At 72.5% G+C, this 17,838-nt stretch carries 12 protein-coding genes; 4 read left to right on the top strand and 8 right to left on the bottom strand.

All coding sequences use genetic code 11. The annotated features are described in order from the left end of the window. Positions 1-179: 179 nt before the first annotated feature. On the top strand, positions 180-1,826 hold the full coding sequence (locus tag HDA31_RS26635) for a cellulose binding domain-containing protein (protein WP_246384313.1): 1,647 nt from the start codon (positions 180-182) through the stop codon (positions 1,824-1,826). A gap of 49 nt (positions 1,827-1,875) precedes the next feature. On the opposite strand, the gene HDA31_RS33240 is transcribed toward HDA31_RS26635, so the two are convergent. Next, positions 1,876-3,456, bottom strand: coding sequence for a bifunctional NAD(P)/FAD-dependent oxidoreductase/class I SAM-dependent methyltransferase (locus tag HDA31_RS33240; RefSeq protein WP_178063126.1), 1,581 nt, complete (start codon positions 3,454-3,456; stop codon positions 1,876-1,878). Positions 3,457-3,628: 172 nt separating this feature from the next. Here HDA31_RS33240 and HDA31_RS26625 point away from each other — a divergent pair, with 172 nt between their 5' ends. Next, positions 3,629-4,003, top strand: coding sequence for a PadR family transcriptional regulator (locus tag HDA31_RS26625; RefSeq protein ID WP_178063127.1), 375 nt, complete (start codon positions 3,629-3,631; stop codon positions 4,001-4,003). Beyond that, positions 4,000-5,370 carry a permease prefix domain 1-containing protein gene (locus tag HDA31_RS26620; protein WP_178063128.1) on the top strand — a complete coding sequence of 457 codons (1,371 nt, stop codon included), beginning with the start codon at positions 4,000-4,002 and terminating at the stop codon, positions 5,368-5,370. Before HDA31_RS26625 ends, HDA31_RS26620 begins: the two co-directional genes overlap by 4 nt. A gap of 36 nt (positions 5,371-5,406) precedes the next feature. Here HDA31_RS26620 and HDA31_RS26615 read toward each other — a convergent pair whose 3' ends face one another. The 6 genes from HDA31_RS26615 to HDA31_RS26590 all read right to left on the bottom strand — a co-directional run bounded on the left by HDA31_RS26615 (position 5,407) and on the right by HDA31_RS26590 (position 14,196). Further along, positions 5,407-6,534 carry a glycoside hydrolase family 53 protein gene (locus HDA31_RS26615; protein WP_178063129.1) on the bottom strand — a complete coding sequence of 376 codons (1,128 nt, stop codon included), beginning with the start codon at positions 6,532-6,534 and terminating at the stop codon, positions 5,407-5,409. 89 nt (positions 6,535-6,623) lie between these two features. Continuing rightward, positions 6,624-6,818: a hypothetical protein gene (locus HDA31_RS26610; RefSeq protein WP_178063130.1), complete on the bottom strand. Its 195-nt coding sequence runs from the start codon at positions 6,816-6,818 to the stop codon at positions 6,624-6,626. A 188-nt stretch (positions 6,819-7,006) separates the two neighbouring features. Continuing rightward, positions 7,007-8,050 (bottom strand): hypothetical protein, encoded by a 1,044-nt coding sequence (locus HDA31_RS26605; RefSeq protein ID WP_178063131.1) that lies wholly within the window; start codon positions 8,048-8,050, stop codon positions 7,007-7,009. Between the two features lie 60 nt (positions 8,051-8,110). Next, positions 8,111-8,737 carry a hypothetical protein gene (locus HDA31_RS26600; protein ID WP_074475170.1) on the bottom strand — a complete coding sequence of 209 codons (627 nt, stop codon included), beginning with the start codon at positions 8,735-8,737 and terminating at the stop codon, positions 8,111-8,113. A gap of 39 nt (positions 8,738-8,776) precedes the next feature. Beyond that, the gene (locus tag HDA31_RS26595) at positions 8,777-11,203 is read right to left on the bottom strand and encodes a family 43 glycosylhydrolase (protein WP_178063132.1); all 2,427 of its coding nucleotides are present in this window, start codon (positions 11,201-11,203) and stop codon (positions 8,777-8,779) included. Positions 11,204-11,271: 68 nt separating this feature from the next. Then, the gene (locus tag HDA31_RS26590; RefSeq protein ID WP_311774375.1) at positions 11,272-14,196 is read right to left on the bottom strand and encodes a family 43 glycosylhydrolase; all 2,925 of its coding nucleotides are present in this window, start codon (positions 14,194-14,196) and stop codon (positions 11,272-11,274) included. Between the two features lie 486 nt (positions 14,197-14,682). Between HDA31_RS26590 and HDA31_RS26585 the strand changes: the two genes are divergently transcribed. Further along, positions 14,683-16,272: a glycoside hydrolase family 43 protein gene (locus HDA31_RS26585; protein ID WP_178063133.1), complete on the top strand. Its 1,590-nt coding sequence runs from the start codon at positions 14,683-14,685 to the stop codon at positions 16,270-16,272. A gap of 50 nt (positions 16,273-16,322) precedes the next feature. Here the strand turns inward: HDA31_RS26585 and HDA31_RS26580 are convergent, their stop codons facing one another. Further along, positions 16,323-17,648, bottom strand: coding sequence for a CE1 family esterase (locus HDA31_RS26580; protein ID WP_178063134.1), 1,326 nt, complete (start codon positions 17,646-17,648; stop codon positions 16,323-16,325). Positions 17,649-17,838 lie beyond the last annotated feature (190 nt).

The following is a 17,838-nucleotide window of genomic DNA, read 5'->3' as shown; positions in this document are numbered from 1 at the left end:
GATGTCTCCGCCGGTCCGCCGCCGGGTTGTGGCGGGGTGGCCCGGGTCGACGGGGTCGGGAGCGGGTGCTCCGGCGGCGGCGCTGTTACCGATAACATAGACGCTGATAGTTATCTGGCCCGGGGTTGCCCGGTCCGGCGTCCGCGGCGGCCGGCTCCGCCGCCGAAGAGGAGACAACGATGAGACGTACCACTTCCCGCCGGCGGTGGGTGACCGCCCTGGCGGCCGGGCTCCTGCTGGTCGGCGCCGCCGTGGGCCTGCACGCCCCGGCGGGCCAGGCGTTGGAGAACGGGGTGGCCCGCACCCCGCCGATGGGCTGGAACAGCTGGAACACGTTCGGTTGCAACATCAACGAGGCGTTGATCCGGCAGATGGCGGACGCGATCGTCAGCACCGGCATGCGGGACCTGGGCTACCAGTACGTGGTGGTGGACGACTGCTGGTTCAACCCCAACCGGGACTCCGCCGGCAACCTCCAGGGCGATCCGGGGCGCTTCCCCAGCAGGATGAAGGCGCTGGGGGACTACATCCACGGCAAGGGCCTCAAGTTCGGCATCTACCAGGTGCCGGTGGACAAGACCTGCGCGCAGTACTTCGGCGGGTACCCGGGGGCGACCGGCAGCCGGGGGCACGAGGTCCAGGACGCGCGGCAGTTCGCCGCCTGGGGGGTCGACTTCCTCAAGTACGACTGGTGCTCCCCGGAGGGCTCGATCAACGACCAGGTCGCGACGTTCGCGAAGATGCGCGACGCGCTGGCGGCGACCGACCGGCCGATCGTGTACAGCATCAACCCGAACAGCATCCACGCGAAGACGGGTCCCCAGCGCAACTGGGGCGACGTGGCGAACATGTGGCGGACCACGGAGGACATCACCAACGCGTGGAACACCGGGCAGACCAACGGCTACCCGATGGGGATCCAGAACATCATCGACGTGACCGTGCCGCTGGCGTCGTACGCCCGGCCGGGCGCGTTCAACGACCCGGACATGATGGAGGTCGGTCGGGGCGGGATGACCGACACGGAGATGCGTAGCCACTTCGCGATGTGGGCGATCATGGCGTCGCCGCTCATCGCGGGCAACGACATCCGGTCGATGAACGCGGCGACGCAGACCATCCTCAAGAACCAGAACCTGATCGCGATCAACCAGGACCCCCTCGGCCTCCAGGGGGTGCAGGTGTCCAACGACGGCACCCGCCGGGTGCTGGCGAAGAAGCTGGCCGACGGCGACGTGGCGGTGGCGCTGTTCAACCAGGGCAGCGCGACCACGACGGTCTCGACCACGGCCCCCGCGATCGGCATGAGCCCCGGCACCCTCACCCTGCGCGACGCGTGGACCAACGGCACCAGCACCACCACCACCGGGACGATCTCGGCCAGCGTCCCGAGCCACGGCACGGTCGTCTACCGGGTCAGCGGCCCGGGCAGCACCCCGCCCCCCACCACGACCCCGCCGCCCACCCCGCCCTCGCCCACTCCGCCGCCCACGACGGGCCCGCCGGCGGCCGGGTGCCGGGTCGGCGCGACCGTCAACGCGTGGAGCACGGGCCTGACCGAGGACATCACGATCACCAACACGGGCAGCTCGGCGATCAACGGGTGGTCCCTGGCGTTCACCCTGCCGGCCGGGCAGAGCATCACCGGCGGCTGGAACGCCACCTACGCCCCGACCAGCGGGCAGGTCAGCGCCACCAACGTCAGCTACAACGCGGCGATCCCGCCCGGCGGCTCGGTGTCCATCGGCTTCCAGGCCAACCACACCGGCGACTCGGCCGCACCGGCGGCCTTCACCCTCAACGGCAGCCCCTGCTCCCGCGCCTGACGCGCGGGCCCAGCCCGGTGCGCGCGTGCGGCGCACCGGGCGGGGCCGGTCACGCCCGGCGGCGGGCGACCAGCACGGCGTCGTGGATGGTGACCTCGCGGCCCTCCGGGTCGACCGTGTTCCGGGCCCGGGTCTCGGTGGCCAGCACCTGCCAGGCGGCGGGGTCGAGGGCGGACGCGACCTCCTCGGCGGTGTACATCGCGTCCGGGAAGTGCATCCGGTGGGCGGTGGTGCGCAGGTCACGCGGGTGGTGCCCGACGATCAGCAGCGTCCCGCCCGGCGCGACCGCCGCGGCGAGCCGCGCGAACAGCTCCCGCCGCGCCGCGCCCGGCAGGTGCATGAACTGCGCCGACACCAGGTCGTACGCGCCCTCGGCCGGCGGCCGGACGCGCAGGTCGGCGTGCAGCCACTCGATGCGGTCGGCGACCTCGGGGCCCGCCGCCGCGGCGTGGGCGGCGGCCCGCTCCAGGGCGGTGGCGGAGATGTCGACCGCCGTGACCCGCCAGCCCCGCCCGGCGAGCCAGCCGGCGTCGGCGCCCTCGCCGCAGCCGACGTCGAGCGCCCGGCCCGCCGGCAGCCCGGTGATCTCCGCGACGAGCTGGGGGTTCGGTCGGCCGCTCCAGACCGTCGGCCGGGCGCGGTAGCGCTCCTCCCAGGCGGCCTCCTCGAACATCGTCCGCAGCCGCTCCCGGTAGGCGTCGACGGCGGCGCGGCCCTCCTCGGCGACGAGGTCGGCGTTGACCGCCGCGCCGGCGGTCAGGCCCGCCGCGGCGGAGGAGACGACCTGGGCGCGCACGTCGGCCACGTTGCCCGCGACCCACACCCCGGGCACGGCGGTGGCCCCGGTCGGGTCGGCCGGCACCTGGCTGCCGATCACCTGCCCGCCGAACTCGACGTCGACCGGCTTGCACCCCAGCGACTCCAGCACCGCGGCGCGGGCGGTGAACCGGGGCGCGACGACCACCGCGTCGAGCGCGACGACCTCGCCGGAGGCCAGCCGTACGCCGGTCAGGGTGTCGTCGGTGACCTCGACCGCCGCGACCGGGCCCGGCACGACGGTGATCTCCCGGGCGGCGAGCCGCTCGGCGTCCTCGGCGGCGAGCGTCGCGTCGTGCAGCAGGAGCAGCACGTGCGGGCTCCACTGCCGCCACAGCTCCCCCTGGTGCACGGCTGTCGGCCCGGTGGCCAGGACGCCGATGCGCCGGTCCCGGACCTCCCAGCCGTGGCAGTACGGGCAGTGCAGCACGTCGCGCCCCCACCGCTCGGCCAGCCCCGGCACGTCGGGCAGCTCGTCGACGAGCCCGGTCGCCACCAGCAGCCGCCGCGCCCGCACGGCCCGCCCGCCGTCCAGCGTGACCACGAAGCCGGTGCCCTCCCGGGCCGCCGCCTCGACCCGGCCGGCGACGATCTCGCCGCCGTAGCGGGTCACCTCGTCGCGCCCGGCCGCCACCAGCTCGGCCGGCGGGGTGCCCTCCCGGCCCAGGTAGTTGTGCACGTGCCCGGCCGGGGCGTTGCGCGGCTGCCCGGCGTCCACCACCAGCACCGACCGCCGCGCCCGGGCGAGGGCCAGGGCCCCGCTCAGCCCGGCCGCGCCCCCGCCGACCACCACCACGTCGTACGCCTCGTCCACCGTGCGCCTCCTCCACTCGTCGTGCGCCCACCGTGCCGCGCGGCCCGCCGATCCGACAAGAGAAGTTGCCGGAACGGCAAAACGCCAGGCGGCGGGTGGTCCCGCCGGAGGGGATTGCGGGGCGTGTTACCTAGAACTACTATGCATTGCAGTTCTAGGGATAGGTGGTCGGATGCACATCACCAAGGACCTCGTCGCCGCCTCGGCGACGCCGCTCGTGCTGGGGATCCTCGCCGAGGGCGAGAGCTACGGCTACGCGATCCTCAAGCAGGTCAACGAGCTTTCGGGCGGGCGGCTGGAGTGGACCGAGGGTCTGCTCTACCCGCTGCTGCACCGCCTGGAGCGGCTCGGGCACGTCGAGTCGTACTGGCAGACCCCGCCCGGGGGACGCCGCCGCAAGTACTACCGCATCACCGACCAGGGCCGGGCCGAGCTGGTCGAGCAGCACCGCCAGTGGGCCGCGGTCGTCGACGCCCTGCGCGGCGTCTGGAACACGACCCGGTCCATCAACCCGATCGTGGCACCGGCCTGGGAGGCGGGACGATGACCCTCGACAGCGACAGCGACCTGGAAGGCCAGATCGCGCAGTGGCGGGCCTACACGCGCCGCCGCCGGGAGCTGCACCACGCCGACACCGAGGAGCTGGAGGACCACCTGCGCAGCCGGATCACCGAGCTGACCGAGGCGGGACTGCGCACCGACGAGGCGTTCCTCATCGCCGTCAAGCGCATGGGCAGCCTCGACGAGCTGTCGCGGGAGTTCGCCCGCGAGCACTCCGAGCGGTTGTGGAAGCAACTCGTGCTGCCCGGGGAGCCGGACGCGCCCGCCGCCGCCCGCACCCGCCGCGAACTGCCCGTCATGGTGCTCTGCGCGGCCCTCGCGGCACTCGCGATCAAGGTGCCGAGCTGGTTCGGGCTCGACCTGGCCGACGAGGACGCCGCCTTCTACGCCCGCAACCTGAGCCTGTTCGCGCTGCCGGCGCTGGCCGCGTACTTCGCCTGGCAGCGCCGGGTCGGCGTCCGTGTCGTCGGGGCGCTCGCGGCGCTGTTCGCCCTCGGCGGGGTCGCCGCGAACGCGTACCCGCTCGCCGGGGACTCGCAGTCGTTCGGGCTCACGGCGATCCACCTGCCGCTCGCGCTGTGGCTGGTCGTCGGCGTGGCCTACGTGGGCGGTGACTGGCGCTCCGAGCGGCGCCGGATGGACTTCATCCGGTTCACCGGCGAGTGGGTGATCTACTTCAGCCTCCTCGCCCTGGGCGGTGGCGTGCTCACGGCCTTCACCGCCGGCACCTTCCGGGCCATCGGCATCGACGCCGAGGGCTTCATCAGCTCGTGGCTGCTGCCGTGCGGCGGGATGGCGGCGGTCGTCGTGTCGGCGTGGCTGGTGGAGGCGAAGCAGAGCGTCATCGAGAACATGGCCCCGGTGCTGACCCGGGTCTTCACCCCGCTGTTCGCCGCCACCCTGGTGGCGTTCCTGGCCGCCGTCGCGTGGACCACCAGCGGCATCGACGTCGAGCGCGACGTGCTCATCCTGTTCGACCTGCTGCTCGTCGTCGTGCTGGGCCTGCTGCTGTACGCCATCTCCGCCCGCGACGCCGTGGCCCGGCCCGGCCTGTTCGACCGCCTGCAACTGGCGCTCGTCGTCAGCGCCCTGGTCATCGACGTCCTGGTGCTGGTGGCGATCACCGGCCGGATCACCGAGTGGGGCTTCAGCCCCAACAAGACGGCGGCGCTGGGCGAGAACATCGTCCTGCTGACCAACCTGGCCTGGTCGGCGTGGCTGTTCCTCGGCTTCGTCCGGGGCCGCACCCCCTTCGCCCGCCTGGAACGCTGGCAGACCCGCTACCTCGCCGTGTACGCCGGCTGGGCCTGGGTCGTCGTCCTGGCCTTCCCGCTCGTGTTCGACTTCGCCTGAGCCCGTGCGCCGCCCCGCCCACTGCGGCGGGGCGGGTCACGGGGTCCAGCGGATGCCGGGGTTCACCTGGCCGGTCCAGTTGAAGATGGCCATGTTGTCCCACTGGTTGCCGGTGCCGTTGATGTTCGCCGGGTCCCACCCGTTGCCGGGGACGGCGTACCAGGTCGGCTCCCAGTAGAAGACGCCGACGGCCCCGGCGTCGCGGGCGGTGTTCTGCACCCAGGAGAACTCGGTGGCCTGCCCGCTCCAGCTCGCGGGGTGGCCGGCGCAGGGCTCGCCGCCGTTGATCGCGTTCGGCTCGCCGTCGGCGTTCGCTGCGGTGAACGGGTACGCCGTCTCGGTGAGGACGACGGGCCTGCCGTAGCGGGTCCGCGCGTCGGTGATGACGTTGTAGAGGTTGGCCAGGCTGCCGTGCCACATGCAGTAGTAGGACAGGGCGGTCAGGTCCCACTGGACGCCCTTGGCCCGGATGCCGTCGTAGAACCAGCGCGCGTTGGCCATGCTGTCCGCGTTGGCGGTGTGGACGATCACCTGGGTGCCGCCGTTGCACTGCTTCGTGGCCTGGTAGCCGGCCTTGAGCAGCAGGCTGAGGTTGGTGAAGTCGTTGTTGACGACCTTGCCGTCGTTCCACAGCATGCCCACGTTGATCTCGTTGCCGATCTGCACGCTGTCCGGCGTGGTGCCCTGCGCCTTGAGGCTCGCGCAGACGTCGTAGGTGTAGTTGTAGACGTCGGTCTGCAACTGGCCGATGCCGTGGCTGGCCCAGGCGGCGGGCTTGTACTGCTTGCCCGGGTCGGCCCAGGTGTCCGAGTAGTGGAAGTCGATCATCAGCTTGAGGCCCTTGGCCTTCACCGTCCGCGCGTACGCCAGCACCCGGGCCTTGTTGTTCCAGCCGCTGGCGGGGTTGTTCCAGACCCGGAGCCGGACGTAGTTGACGCCGAGGCCCTTGAGGATGTCCAGCGGGTCCCGCGCCGTGCCGGCGGCGTCGTAGTAGCGCGCGCCGAGGTCCAGGCTGCGCTGCACGCTGGAGACGTCCGCGCCCAGCATGGTGAGCGTGTTCGCGGCCGACGCCGGCGCGGGCGGCACGAGCAGGGCGGCCGGCAGGGCGACCAGCGCGAGGAACGCGGCGATCCAGGCGTGCGGGCGGGAGCGGTGCCGGGTCATCCCGACCTCCTCGGTGGCGGGCGCGGGGCCGGGGCGCGGCACCGCCGGACATCAATTGATGTCAATATATACCACAGGTGGCGGGCCCGTCAGGCGTTCCGCTCCGGGTGGTCGCCCGCCGCCGTCGGGGCGGCAGCCTGGTCGACCGGGCTCACCGCGAACGGGTGCCGCAGCCGCCGCATCGCCTCCTCGCTGCCGTCGAAGGTCACGCCCCGGTCGTCGAGGTCGTCGGCGGTCGGCGTGACGAGGAACAGGGCCGAGCGGTCGTCGTCGTGGAAAGTCATGCGGAGATCCCGTTTCTGGAGAGGAAGAACCTGGGCGGCTGCGGGTGGTGGTGCCGCATGGCCCCCAGTCGGCGCTCACACCGGCGCCCGATCACGATGCCTGACGGCGGAGGGACCTCCTGCCGACACCGTCACTCCGCACCATACCCGGCGCCGCCCGCATCCACGGCGGCCGGACGTCGCCGGACTCAGTCCGTCGAGGCCCCCACCGTGGTCGCGGACGCCCGGCCCTCCTGCCGGGCCCGGTCGAGCAGCAGGTCGAGCCGCCGCTGCCGCCGCCGACGGACGGCCCGCAGCGCCAGGGCGACCGCGACGAGAACGGCCAGCAGGGCGAGCTGCGGCCACGGCACCGCCCAGACCGTCACGGTGGCCGTGGCCTGCCGGACGTCGGCGACGGTCCCGTCGCCGAGTGCCGCCGGGGTCACCGTCACGGTCGTGCGCAGCGGGCCCAGCCCCCAGACGCCGCCGACGCTGGCCTCGGCCACGCGGCTGCCGCCGGGCAGCAGCTCCGCCACCTCGACGGTGGTGTCCCGCCCGGCGAGGCCGAACGCCTCCGAGACGGTCACCCGGCCCGTGCCGGCGGCCCAGACGTTGCCGCCGTTGGTCACCGCGTACCGCAGGCGCAGCGTGCCCGGCGCGAACGGGTTCCAGGACCGGGAGTACGTGGCGGTGAGGTCGTCGACGGCCAGGGCCGCCGTGGCCGTGCCGCTGGCGCGCAGCATGACCCGGAAGCCGACCCGGCTCTCGACGGCGACCGTGCCGCCGGTGCTGGTGACCGACGCCGCGATGCCCGCCGGATGGTCGCCCGGCGCGGCGTCGGCGGGCACGGTGATCGTGAAGGGCACCACCTTCGTCTCGTTCGCGCCGACGGTGACCGTGTCGCGCACCGAGATCCAGGTGCCGCCGTCCTTCGACGTCTCGGTCGAGGGCAGCATGTTGAAGCGGCCCTTGTCGGTGAGATAGCCGTCGGCGGCCTGGAGGCGGAAGACCGCGGCGGCGGCGCTGAAGTTGCGCACGGCCAGGTGTTCCGTCACCACCTGGCCGGGGTCGAGGGTGCGCTCGATCCACCGCCGGCCGTCCGGACCGTCCGGGTCGGCCGGCTGTACCGCCCAGGTCAGCTTCGGCGCGGCGGGTTCCGCGCCGGCGTCGGCGGGCGCGACCGGCACGGCGACGAGCACCGCCGCCAGCACGGCGAGCAGCCTCGGCAGCGCCTGCGGCACGGAACGGATCATCGGGCGTCCTCCGGCGGGGTGCGGGGGCGGGGCCGCTGCCGGCCCCACCCCCGCACGTGATCATTCGAACAGGGACAGGGTCAACGTCGAGGTGTACGCGCCCGCGGCGACGTCCGCCGGGGTGCGCAGGTACAGGTCGGCGTTGACCGAGTACGAGTCACCGGCGACCGCCCCCGAGTCGTACGTCGACATCAGCAGCTCCTGGTCGGCCAGGCCGACATTGTTGCCGGGCTGGGTCGGCTCGTCCAGGACGGTCACGACCTCCTCGCCCTCGGTCACCGAGCCGGTGGCGCCGCCGTCGATCAGCCGCGGCTTCCAGCCGAGGTGACCGGCGCTGATCGGGGCCTGCCCGGAGCTGCCGACGAAGTCGCTCGCGCTGCCGACCACGGCCCAGGCCGCGCCGGCCGGGACCTCGTCGGCGGTGCGGGTGTCGGTGACCGTCACCGTCGGCAGGGTGCCGACGAACTGGCGCACCAGCAGGGTCGAGCCGTCCTCGGACAGCGCCACCGAGTCGCCCGCGACCGACAGAGCGAGCACGCCCGGCTCCCGGATCTCCTCGATGTCGACCGTCACCCGCACGTCGGCGCCGTCCTCCGCCAGGGCCGGTGCCGGCAGCGCCGCCGCTCCGGCCAGGATGGCGGCCGCGGCACCCGCCGCGTACAGCCGCTTACGCTTCCATGTGTTCATTCGATCTCCGTTGACGTCCGTGGTGGGTGGGGTTGGTGGTCATCCGCCGCAGCTCTGGGCGGGGTGGGTGGTGGTGACTTCGGTGGTGACGGTGGTGCCGTCGACGGTGCCGGTGGCGCGGATGGTGGCGGTGCCGGCGGGGATGGAGGTGGCGCGGGTGGTGAAGGACTGGTAGGCGTTGGCGCCGGGTGCGACGTTGGTGACGGTGCGGGTGCCGTAGGGGGTTTCGAGGGTGATGTCGACGGGTGCGGTGTGGCCGTTGGTGGCCTGTACGGCGACGTAGGCGCGGCCGCCGACGCAGCGGGTCTGCGCGCTCGCCGTCACCGGCAGCTCGGGCTGGGCGGTCGCGGCCGCGAACTTCCAGGAGTCGAGCTCGAAGAGGTCCGTGCCGGTGGGGCCGGCGTAGGTGAAGTAGACGTCGTGCACGCCGCTGACGCCCTGGAGCGCGGCGGTCACCTCGGCCCACTCGCCGACGGGCGTGTCGACCTCGACCGTGCCGACCACGGGGCCCGCCACGTCGTCCAGGCGCACCTGGATCCGGCCGCCGGCGGCCAGCGCCCGCACCTTGGCCGTCACGCTCGCCGCGCCGGCCGTGCCGAAGTCGACGGACGACAGCGCCGTCCAGTCGCCGTTGTCGATGTCGCGCACCGCCAGGTTCGGCGCGGAGGTGCCGAACTGGGCGGAGCCGCCGTCGACCTTCGCGGTCGCGATGCCCTTGCTCCAGCCGAAGGTCTCCGCCTCGAACACCCGGTACGGGTTGAAGTCCCGGACCTGGTCCACGCCCGCGTAGGTGCCCACGACCTGCTGGATCGTGCCGTCCGGGTTGAACGTCAGCTCCTGGATGTGCGGGCTGCGGTAGCCCTGCGTGGTGTTGCCGTTGATGCGCTTGTTGAGCGTCGGGGCGTGGTAGGTGAAGTAGTACTTGCCCCCGAACTCGAACACCGACTGGTGGTTGTTGCCACCGGTGCCGGCGCCGAAGAACTGCGACTGGTTCGGGAACAGCACGCCCGCGTAGGTCTCCTTCGGCCAGGACATCGGGTCGTCCGAGATCAGGTAGCCGATCTGGCCGCCGCCGGGGTAGCCGGGCAGCGGGGTCTGGTTGCCGCCGAAGTCCGCCCCGCCGAAGTGCGACGAGTACGACAGGTAGTACTTGCCCTGGCGCTTGAAGACCTGGGCCGCCTCGAACGAGACCGGGGTGTCGACCACCACGGCCGAGCCCTGGGTCGAGACCATGTCGTCGCCGAGCCTGATCGCCCGGATGTTCTTCGGGTTGTTGAAGCGCTCGGCGGCCGGCATGCTCGTCGACGCGGGGCCGCCACCGAAGTAGAGGTAGGCCTGGCCGTCGTCGTCCACCAGCGGGGCCGGGTCGAACTTCCACGCGACGTCCTCGGCGCCGGGGGTGCTGCCGTTGATCAGCGTGCTCGTCCGCTCGCTGGTCCACGGGCCGAGCGGCGACTCACCCGTGATCACGTTGCTGGAGCCGCCGCCGTTGGCGTAGTAGAGGAAGAACTTCTCCTTCCCGTTCACCATCTTCTTGGCCATGCCGGGCGCCCACGAGTTGCCGGTGAACGGCGCGACGCCGTTCGGGCCGGCGACCTGGATCTCGCCGTGGTCCGTCCAGTTCACGAGGTCCTCGGAGGAGATCAGCGTGATCTGGTTGATGTTGCCGTAGTTGATGCTCGGCGAGATGCCCGTGACCGGGTCGGGCGCGTAGCCCTGGGTGTCGTTGGTCAGGTACAGGTAGACCCGGCCGTCGTGCACGAAGCCGAAGCCGTCGGCGCCGAACTTGTGCCCGATCAACGGGTTGTGCTCGCCGGGCAGCTTGCCGACGACCTCGATGGTCCTCGACGGCGGCGGGGGCGGCGGAGCGCCGATCACCGACACGTCGTCGAGCTTGAAGTCCATGAGGTGCAGGGCCGGGTCGGTGGACGGGGTGCTCGTCCACGGCGTCTCGAAGAAGATCCGGGCCGTCGACACGTTCTGCGACGCGGGGATGGTGAACGTCCCGTTGAACTGCGCCCACTGCCCCTTCGTCGCGGTCACGCTCACCAGGTTGGTGTAGGTGGACCCGCCGTAGTGCATGGTGGCGAAGAACTGCTTCGTCGCGGGCCCGGCGGCGTTCTCGTACTTGATCCGGGCCGTCAGGGCGTAGGTCTGCCCCGCCTGCACCTTGCCGCTGAGGTCCTGCATCGGCCCGGAGCCGGTCGTCGCCCGGCCGGTGACGAGCGCCGCGCCCGACCCGGCGTAGGCGTCCGACGTCGCCGACAGCGTCGCGCCGTCGGTCGAGTTGCCGTTGTTCACGAACCAGTCGGCGACGCCGGCCTCGAACCCGCCGTTGACGATGAGGTTCTCCTCGGCGGCCTGGGCCGGTGCCGACGCGGCGGCCAGTCCCGCGGCCAGCATGACGCCGACCGCCGCGATCGCGGTCACCCGTCGCCGGGCGGCCCCTCGCAAGCGTTGTCTCACTCGGTGTGCTCCTTCGTTCGGACGTGCACGTGGTGGTGGTACGCCGGTCGCGTCTTCGGACCGGTCGGCTATGCGCCGCAGCTCTGGGCGGGGTGGGTGGTGGTGACGACGGTGGTGACGGTGGTGCCGTCGACGGTGCCGGTGGCGCGGATGGTGGCGGTGCCGGCGGGGATGGAGGTGGCGCGGGTGGTGAAGGACTGGTAGGCGTTGGTGCCGGGTGCGACGTTGGTGACGGTGCGGGTGCCGTAGGGGGTTTCGAGGGTGATGTCGACGGGTGCGGTGTGGCCGTTGGTGGCCTGTACGGCGACGTAGGCGCGGCCGCCGACGCAGCGGGTCTGCGCGCTCGCCGTCACCGGCAGCTCGGGCGCGGCCCGGAGCACGCCGAGCCGCGCCAGCTGGAAGCTGAGCGACCGCTCCGGCGCGTCGATCTGGTTCTGGGTGCCGAACCGGCCGGCCCGGGCGGCCTTGGCGGTGGCGAGGGCGGCCCGCATCGCCGCCCAGGCGTCCGCCGGGTAGTGGCGGCTGTCGAGCGTCTCGGCGTGCGCGACGGCCGCGTCGAGCGCGTCGGTGTCCAGCGGCAGGCCCTGCGCGGTCAGCGTGTCGCTGAGCAGGTAGTGGTCGAAGTCGACCCGCCCGCCCGTGGTCTGCGTCGCGTAGTTGAACAGCCCGACCCGGTGGCCCATGAAGTGCGCGAGGCTGCCGTCGAGCGTCTGCGGGCCGACCCGGCTGCCGAGCTGCGTCCAGGTGAGCCCGTCGAGGCTGTAGTAGAAGGTGGTCCAGAGCTGCCCGACCGGCGCGGCGAAGTCCAGGTCGGCCTTCACGTGCACCACGGTCGCGTCGCCCAGCGGCACCGTCGTGCCCGGCAGGAAGCTCTCCAGCGCGGCCTGGTCGAGGTCGACCGCGAACGGCTGCCCCCGGTTGACCACGCCGAGGGTGTTCCGGCCGTCGACGCGCTTGACCGCCACGTACGAGAAGCCCCGGTTGTAGGCGGCCAGGCCGGCGACGTCGCCGTCGCGCATGCCGGAGATGTCCATCCGGGTCTCGGCCGACTGGCGCGGGCCGAAGGTGCGCTGCGACAGGGTGTTGCGGGCCTCCTCGAACCAGGCGAGCTCGGCCCGGTTCGACAGCTTCGTGTAGACGTACTCGCCGGTGACGACCTTGCCGGTGGTCAGCCGCAGCCAGCCCTCCCGGTCGGTGAGCGACCAGTACCGGTTGTCCGGGGCGTGGTTCCACTCCCAGGCCAGGTCCAGCCGCGAGCCGTTCGGGGCGATCTCCGCCTCGGTCGGGTGTTCGGTGGTCACCGGCTGCCCGACGACCGAGAGGTCGTCGATCAGGTATTCCACGCTGGACGACGCCGGCTGCGGGTTGCCCCACGGCGTCTCCACCGCGAACTTGACGTTGGCGAGGTTCGCCGTCGCCGGGAACGTGTACCGGCCGGTGACCGTCGTCCACTGCCCGGCCGGGACGGTGCCGAAGGCCATCACCTGCACGCCGGAGCCCCAGTCGGCGGCCAGGTTGAACCGGACGCTGGCCGGGCCCGAGGCGTACTTGATCTTCGCCGACACCGTGTAGGTCACGCCGTGCTGGAGCTTGCCGGCGAGATTCTGGTGGGGGCCGGAGCCGTTGAGCGTGCGGTTGCCGACCCGCAGCGCCGCCGAGCCCGAGGCGGCGTCGGCCGGGTCGAGGGCGAGGGTGGCCCCGAACTGCGCGGCCCACGGCGAGACGCTGCCGGACTCGAAGCCGGCGTTGCCGAGCAGCTCGACGCCGAGGAGCGACTCGTCGAGGTCGGGCGGCGTCGGGATCGTCCACTCCTCGTCCTGGTACGCCTTGTGCGGCGCGTCGTTGGCGAAGTCGTCCGAGGCGACGATGCTCTTCTGCCGTTCGAGGGTCTCCTCGGCCGGGCTGAGCCGGATCGGCTTGTCGAACAGGCCGTCGACCGGCACGACCCCGTTGTTGCCGAACGTCGGCCACCCGTCGGACCAGGTGGCCGGGATGAGCGCGGGGATGCGGCCGATCGGGAACGTGTCGCGGAAGAACATCCCGTGCCAGTCGGTCCCGCCGCCGGTGCGCGCGACCGGCACGAGGCTGCCTTGGGCGAAGCCGTTGGAGTTGAGCACGCCGCGCGCCTCGTAGGTGTTGCCCCCGCCGGCCGAGGTGTACCGCCCGAGCAGGTCCTTCGAGCGGAACATGACGACCTGACGCCCCTGGCCGGAGGGCCAGGTGATGATCACGGCGTAGTACCAGCCGTCGATGTGGTAGAACTGCGCGCCCTCGAACAGGCCGCCGATGAACGGCTGGCCGGCGTAGTCGGCCGCCGTGAAGATGTTCGGGTAGTCCTGCTCGATCGCGGTCAGGCCGGCGTTGAGGCGGACGGCGCTGGTGCCGCCCGAGCCGTAGAAGATGTAGGGCGTGCCGTCGACGTCGAAGAAGAGCGACGGGTCGTGCAGGCCACGGCCGAGGGCGGTGCGCTGCCACGCGCCGTTCTCGATGTCGTCGGTGCGGTAGATGTACGCGCCGTTGAGGTTGTTGGTGTTGAACGCGACGTAGTACATGCCGTCGTGGTAGCGCAGGGACGACGCCCACTGCCCCTGCCCGTAGGAGTTCTGGCCGTTGCGCAGGGAGAACGAGTCGCCGATGCTGGCCCGGTCGAAGACGTAGTTGACCGTCTCCCAGTTGACGAGGTCGTACGACTTCATGATCGGCGCACCGGGGCTCAGGTGCATCGTCGTGCTGATCATGTAGTAGATGTCCCGGCCCTCGTCGTTGTCGGCGGCCGGGACCCGCTCGACGCTGATGTCCGGCACGTCGGAGCGCAGCAGCGGCACGGAATATCTGCCGTCGCCCCGGTCGGTCGACGTGTGGGACGACTCCGGGGACCAGTCGTCCGCCGCCTGCGCCGCCGTGCCGGCGGTCACGAGGCCGGCGCACAGCAGGAGGGCACCCACCGCCGCCAGCGAGACCCGTCGTAGCCCTCCGGAGGCACCACGACTCACGGTTACCTTCATGCGAACTCCTGCCGCCAACGTAACGGGAAGCTCATAGTGTTATCGCTCACATGCGCTGTCAAGACGTTCCCGAGACTTGCCGGAAATCTTCGTGAAACAGGCGTGATGCAGCGTGGAAGCGCTCCCGAAGTGGCAGATCAGGCGCGCTGTGATCAGGTGCAAGTCGCCCACTTCCTGACGAGTCGCCTGAGCGCGACCTATCCGGCAAGAGCTGTCGAGTGCCGAATATCGGGCCTACATGTTTGCGCTAACACGATTCGGTCCACAGAGCGTCACGAAATGACGGTGTCGTCCCCTCACAAACACCCGGCCGGCGCAATTAAGAATGAGTCATGTCGATGTGCCGATGCATTTTCCGGGGTGCCGGGCCGCCCGTCGGACGCCACCGAGGAGGGCTGACCCGGCAGCCGGCCGCCGGGCAGACTGCGAGACGGCCCGCACCGCGCGGGCCACCTCGACCCCGGGAGGCAGCAGATGACTCCGGCCCAGGCCCACCCGACCCCCGGCGCCGCCGGCTGGAGCGACGGCGCGTTCACCAACCCGGTGCTCGCCGGCCTGCACCCGGACCCGAGCGTCTGCCGGGTCGGCGACGACTACTACCTGGCCTGCTCCAGCTTCGAGTACTTCCCCGGGGTGCCCATCTTCCACAGCCGCGACCTCGTGCACTGGGAACAGATCGGCAATGTGCTGGACCGGCCCAGCCAACTGGTGCTGCCCGCGACGATGCCGTCGTCCGCCGGCATCTACGCGCCGACGCTGCGCCACCACGCCGGCCGCTTCTGGCTTGTCGTCACCAACTGCGCCGAGGGCGGCGGCAACCTGATCTGCACCGCCACCGACCCCGCCGGCGACTGGTCGGATCCCGTCCGGCTGCCCGGCATCGCCGGAATCGACCCGGACCTCGCCTGGGACGACGACGGCACCTGCTGGTGCACCTACGCCGGCATCGAGCAGGTGCGCATCGACCCGCACACCGGGCGGACGCTCGGCGGGCCCCGCCGCCTGTGGTCCGGCGCGCCCGGGGCCCAGGCCCCGGAGGCCCCGCACCTGTACCGGATCGGCGGCTACTGGTATCTGCTGATCGCCGAGGGCGGCACCGAACGCGGGCACGCCGTCTCGATCGCCCGCTCGACCGCGCCCGACGGGCCCTACGAGCCCTGCCCCGCCAACCCCGTCCTCACCCACCGGGGCACCAACCGCCCGATCCAGAACACCGGCCACGCCGACCTCGTCGAGGCGGCCGACGGGACGTGGTGGATGGTGCTGCTCGGCGTACGCCCCGGCGGCGGCACCCCCGGCTGGCACGTGCTCGGGCGGGAGACGTTCCTGGCCCCGGTGACCTGGGTCGACGACTGGCCGGTGGTGGGCGCGGTCGAGCCGGTCATGCCGGCCCCGTCGTGGCCCGCACGCCCGGTGCCGCCCCCGCCCGTGCGGGACGACTTCGACGCCGACGGGCTGCACCCGCGCTGGGTGTCGGTGCGGTCCCGGCCCGCCGGGAGCTGGTCGCTCACGGAGCGGCCGGGCTGGCTCACGCTGCGGGCGCGCGGCGCGTCGCTGGACGAGCCCGACGTCACGTTCGTCGGCCGCCGCCAGCAGCACCTGTCGTGCCGGGTGCGGACGCTTGTCGACGCGACCGGGGGGCGCGGCGGGCTCGCCGTACGCCTCGACGAGCGGCACCACTACGGGATCGAGGCGGGCGACGGCGGGGTGCGGCTGCTCGCGCGGATCGGCTCGGTGCTGTCCACGGTGGCCACCCGGCCGGTCGCCCCCGGCCCGGTGCGGCTGCGCGTCGACGTGGTCTCCCCGTCGCCCGGCGACTGGCATCCGGCCAAGGAGCCCGATGTGCTCCGGTTCGGCATCGAGGCGGCCGACGGCGCGTACGACGTGCTGGGCGAGCTCGACGGCCGGTACCTGTCCACGGAGGTCGCCGGCGGCTTCACCGGCCGGGTCGTCGGCATGTACGCCGGGGCCGGCAGCGTCCGCTTCGACTGGTTCGACTACGCCCCCGGCGATGCCGGGGGCGCGGACGGGACGCCGCCGGCCGGGGCCGGACCGGCGCGCTGACAGCGGGCGGGCCCGGAGCCGGGTGGCTCCGGGCCCGCGTCGTGCCGTGCTCAGGGGCTGGTGCAGGAGACGCCGCTGGGCGCGGGTCCGTCACCGGTGGCGGTGAACCCGAACGTGGTCGAGGCGTTCGGGGCCAACGTGCCGTTGTAGGGGGCGTTCTTGACGGTGACGCTGCCGGTGGTGCCGGTGTTGACGCCGTTCCAGACGCTGCTGATGGCCTGGCCGCTGCCCAGCGTCAGGCGCACGGTCCAGCCGTTCAGCGTGGCGGAGGTGCCGTTGGCCACGGTGACCTCGCCCTGGAAGCCACCGGGCCAGCTGTTGACCGCGCGGTAGGTGGCGGTGCAGGTGCCGGGCTCGCCGGTGGGCGGCGGGGTGGTCGGCGGCGGCGTGGTGGGCGGGGGCGTGGTGGGCGGCGGGGTGGTCGGCGGCGGGGTGGTGGGCGGCGGGGTGGTCGGGGGCGTGGTCGACGCGAACTGGCTGAAGAACTTCCAGATCTCGCCCGAGGTCCAGGTCCGGGAGTCGTTGGGGCTGGAGGAGCCGTCCACCGGGCTGGGGGTGTGGTCGCCGTCGAAGGCGGCCCACTGCACGGGGTAGCCGGCGCGGCAGCCGGAGTAGAGGGTCGTGATGTGGGTGAGGCTGCCCCGGCTCGGCTCGCGGGGGCTCTGCGCGGTGCAGCCGTTGTTCCTGACGAACGTGTCGCGCAGCGACCGGCCCGCCGAGATGTTCAGCACGCTGTCGTAGATGCCGTGGATGCCGAAGTACGCTACCGGCTGGGTGCCGGGGTTGCAGCCGCTGAGGTTGGCCCCGGACAGGACGCTGACCGCCCGGATGACGGTGGGCCGGGCGCAGGCCACCGCGTAGCTCATGGCCCCGCCGTAGCTCCAGCCGAGCGCGAAGCGCTGCGTCGTGTCGACGCAGAGGTCGTTCTCGACCACCCGGGAGATGTCGTCGAACAGGGTCAGGTCACGGCCGTTGGTGTTGGCCCAGCCGTTGTCGATGCCCTGCGGCGCGACGAAGATCGTGCTGTTGTTCGACAGCGGCAGCAGCCCGTAGTAGCCGGCCGAGGCGACGTTGTTGGCCGAGCCGTTCAGCCAGTGGAAGCCGAAGATCAGCCGGTAGGGGCGGTTCCTGTCGTACCCGTCGGGGATCCGCAGGATGTAGCTGCGGTTCTGTCCGCTGCTGGAGATCGTGCGCGTGCCGCTGGTCAGCGTGGGGGCCTTCCCACAGCCGGCGGTCGCCGCGAGCGTGCCGTTGGTGGCGGCCTCCGCCGCCTCGCCGAGGCCGCCGGTCAGCACGCCGCCGGCGGTGGCCACGACGAGCGCCGCCGCGGCCGCGACGGAGGAGAGAACGTATCTGTGTTTCCAGTGCCTCGCCATGCCTGGCTCCTTTCATCGGTCGTCCTGTGCGGGTGGGGTGGGGTCGGATCGCCGGCCGGGGCCGGGGTGGCGTGGGACGACATGGCCGTGACGCTGCCGCGCGTCGCCCTGCCCTGGGGGCGACCGTGCCGCCCGTCGCCCTGCCCTGGGGCGACCGTGCCGCGCGTGCCGGAAGTGGTGCAGCCGTGTT

Origin of the sequence: Micromonospora carbonacea, assembly GCF_014205165.1 — a bacterium.
Lineage (GTDB): Bacteria > Actinomycetota > Actinomycetes > Mycobacteriales > Micromonosporaceae > Micromonospora > Micromonospora carbonacea.
The sequence above is the reverse complement of the archived record's forward strand: the minus strand, read 5'-3'. Positions and strand labels throughout refer to the sequence as shown.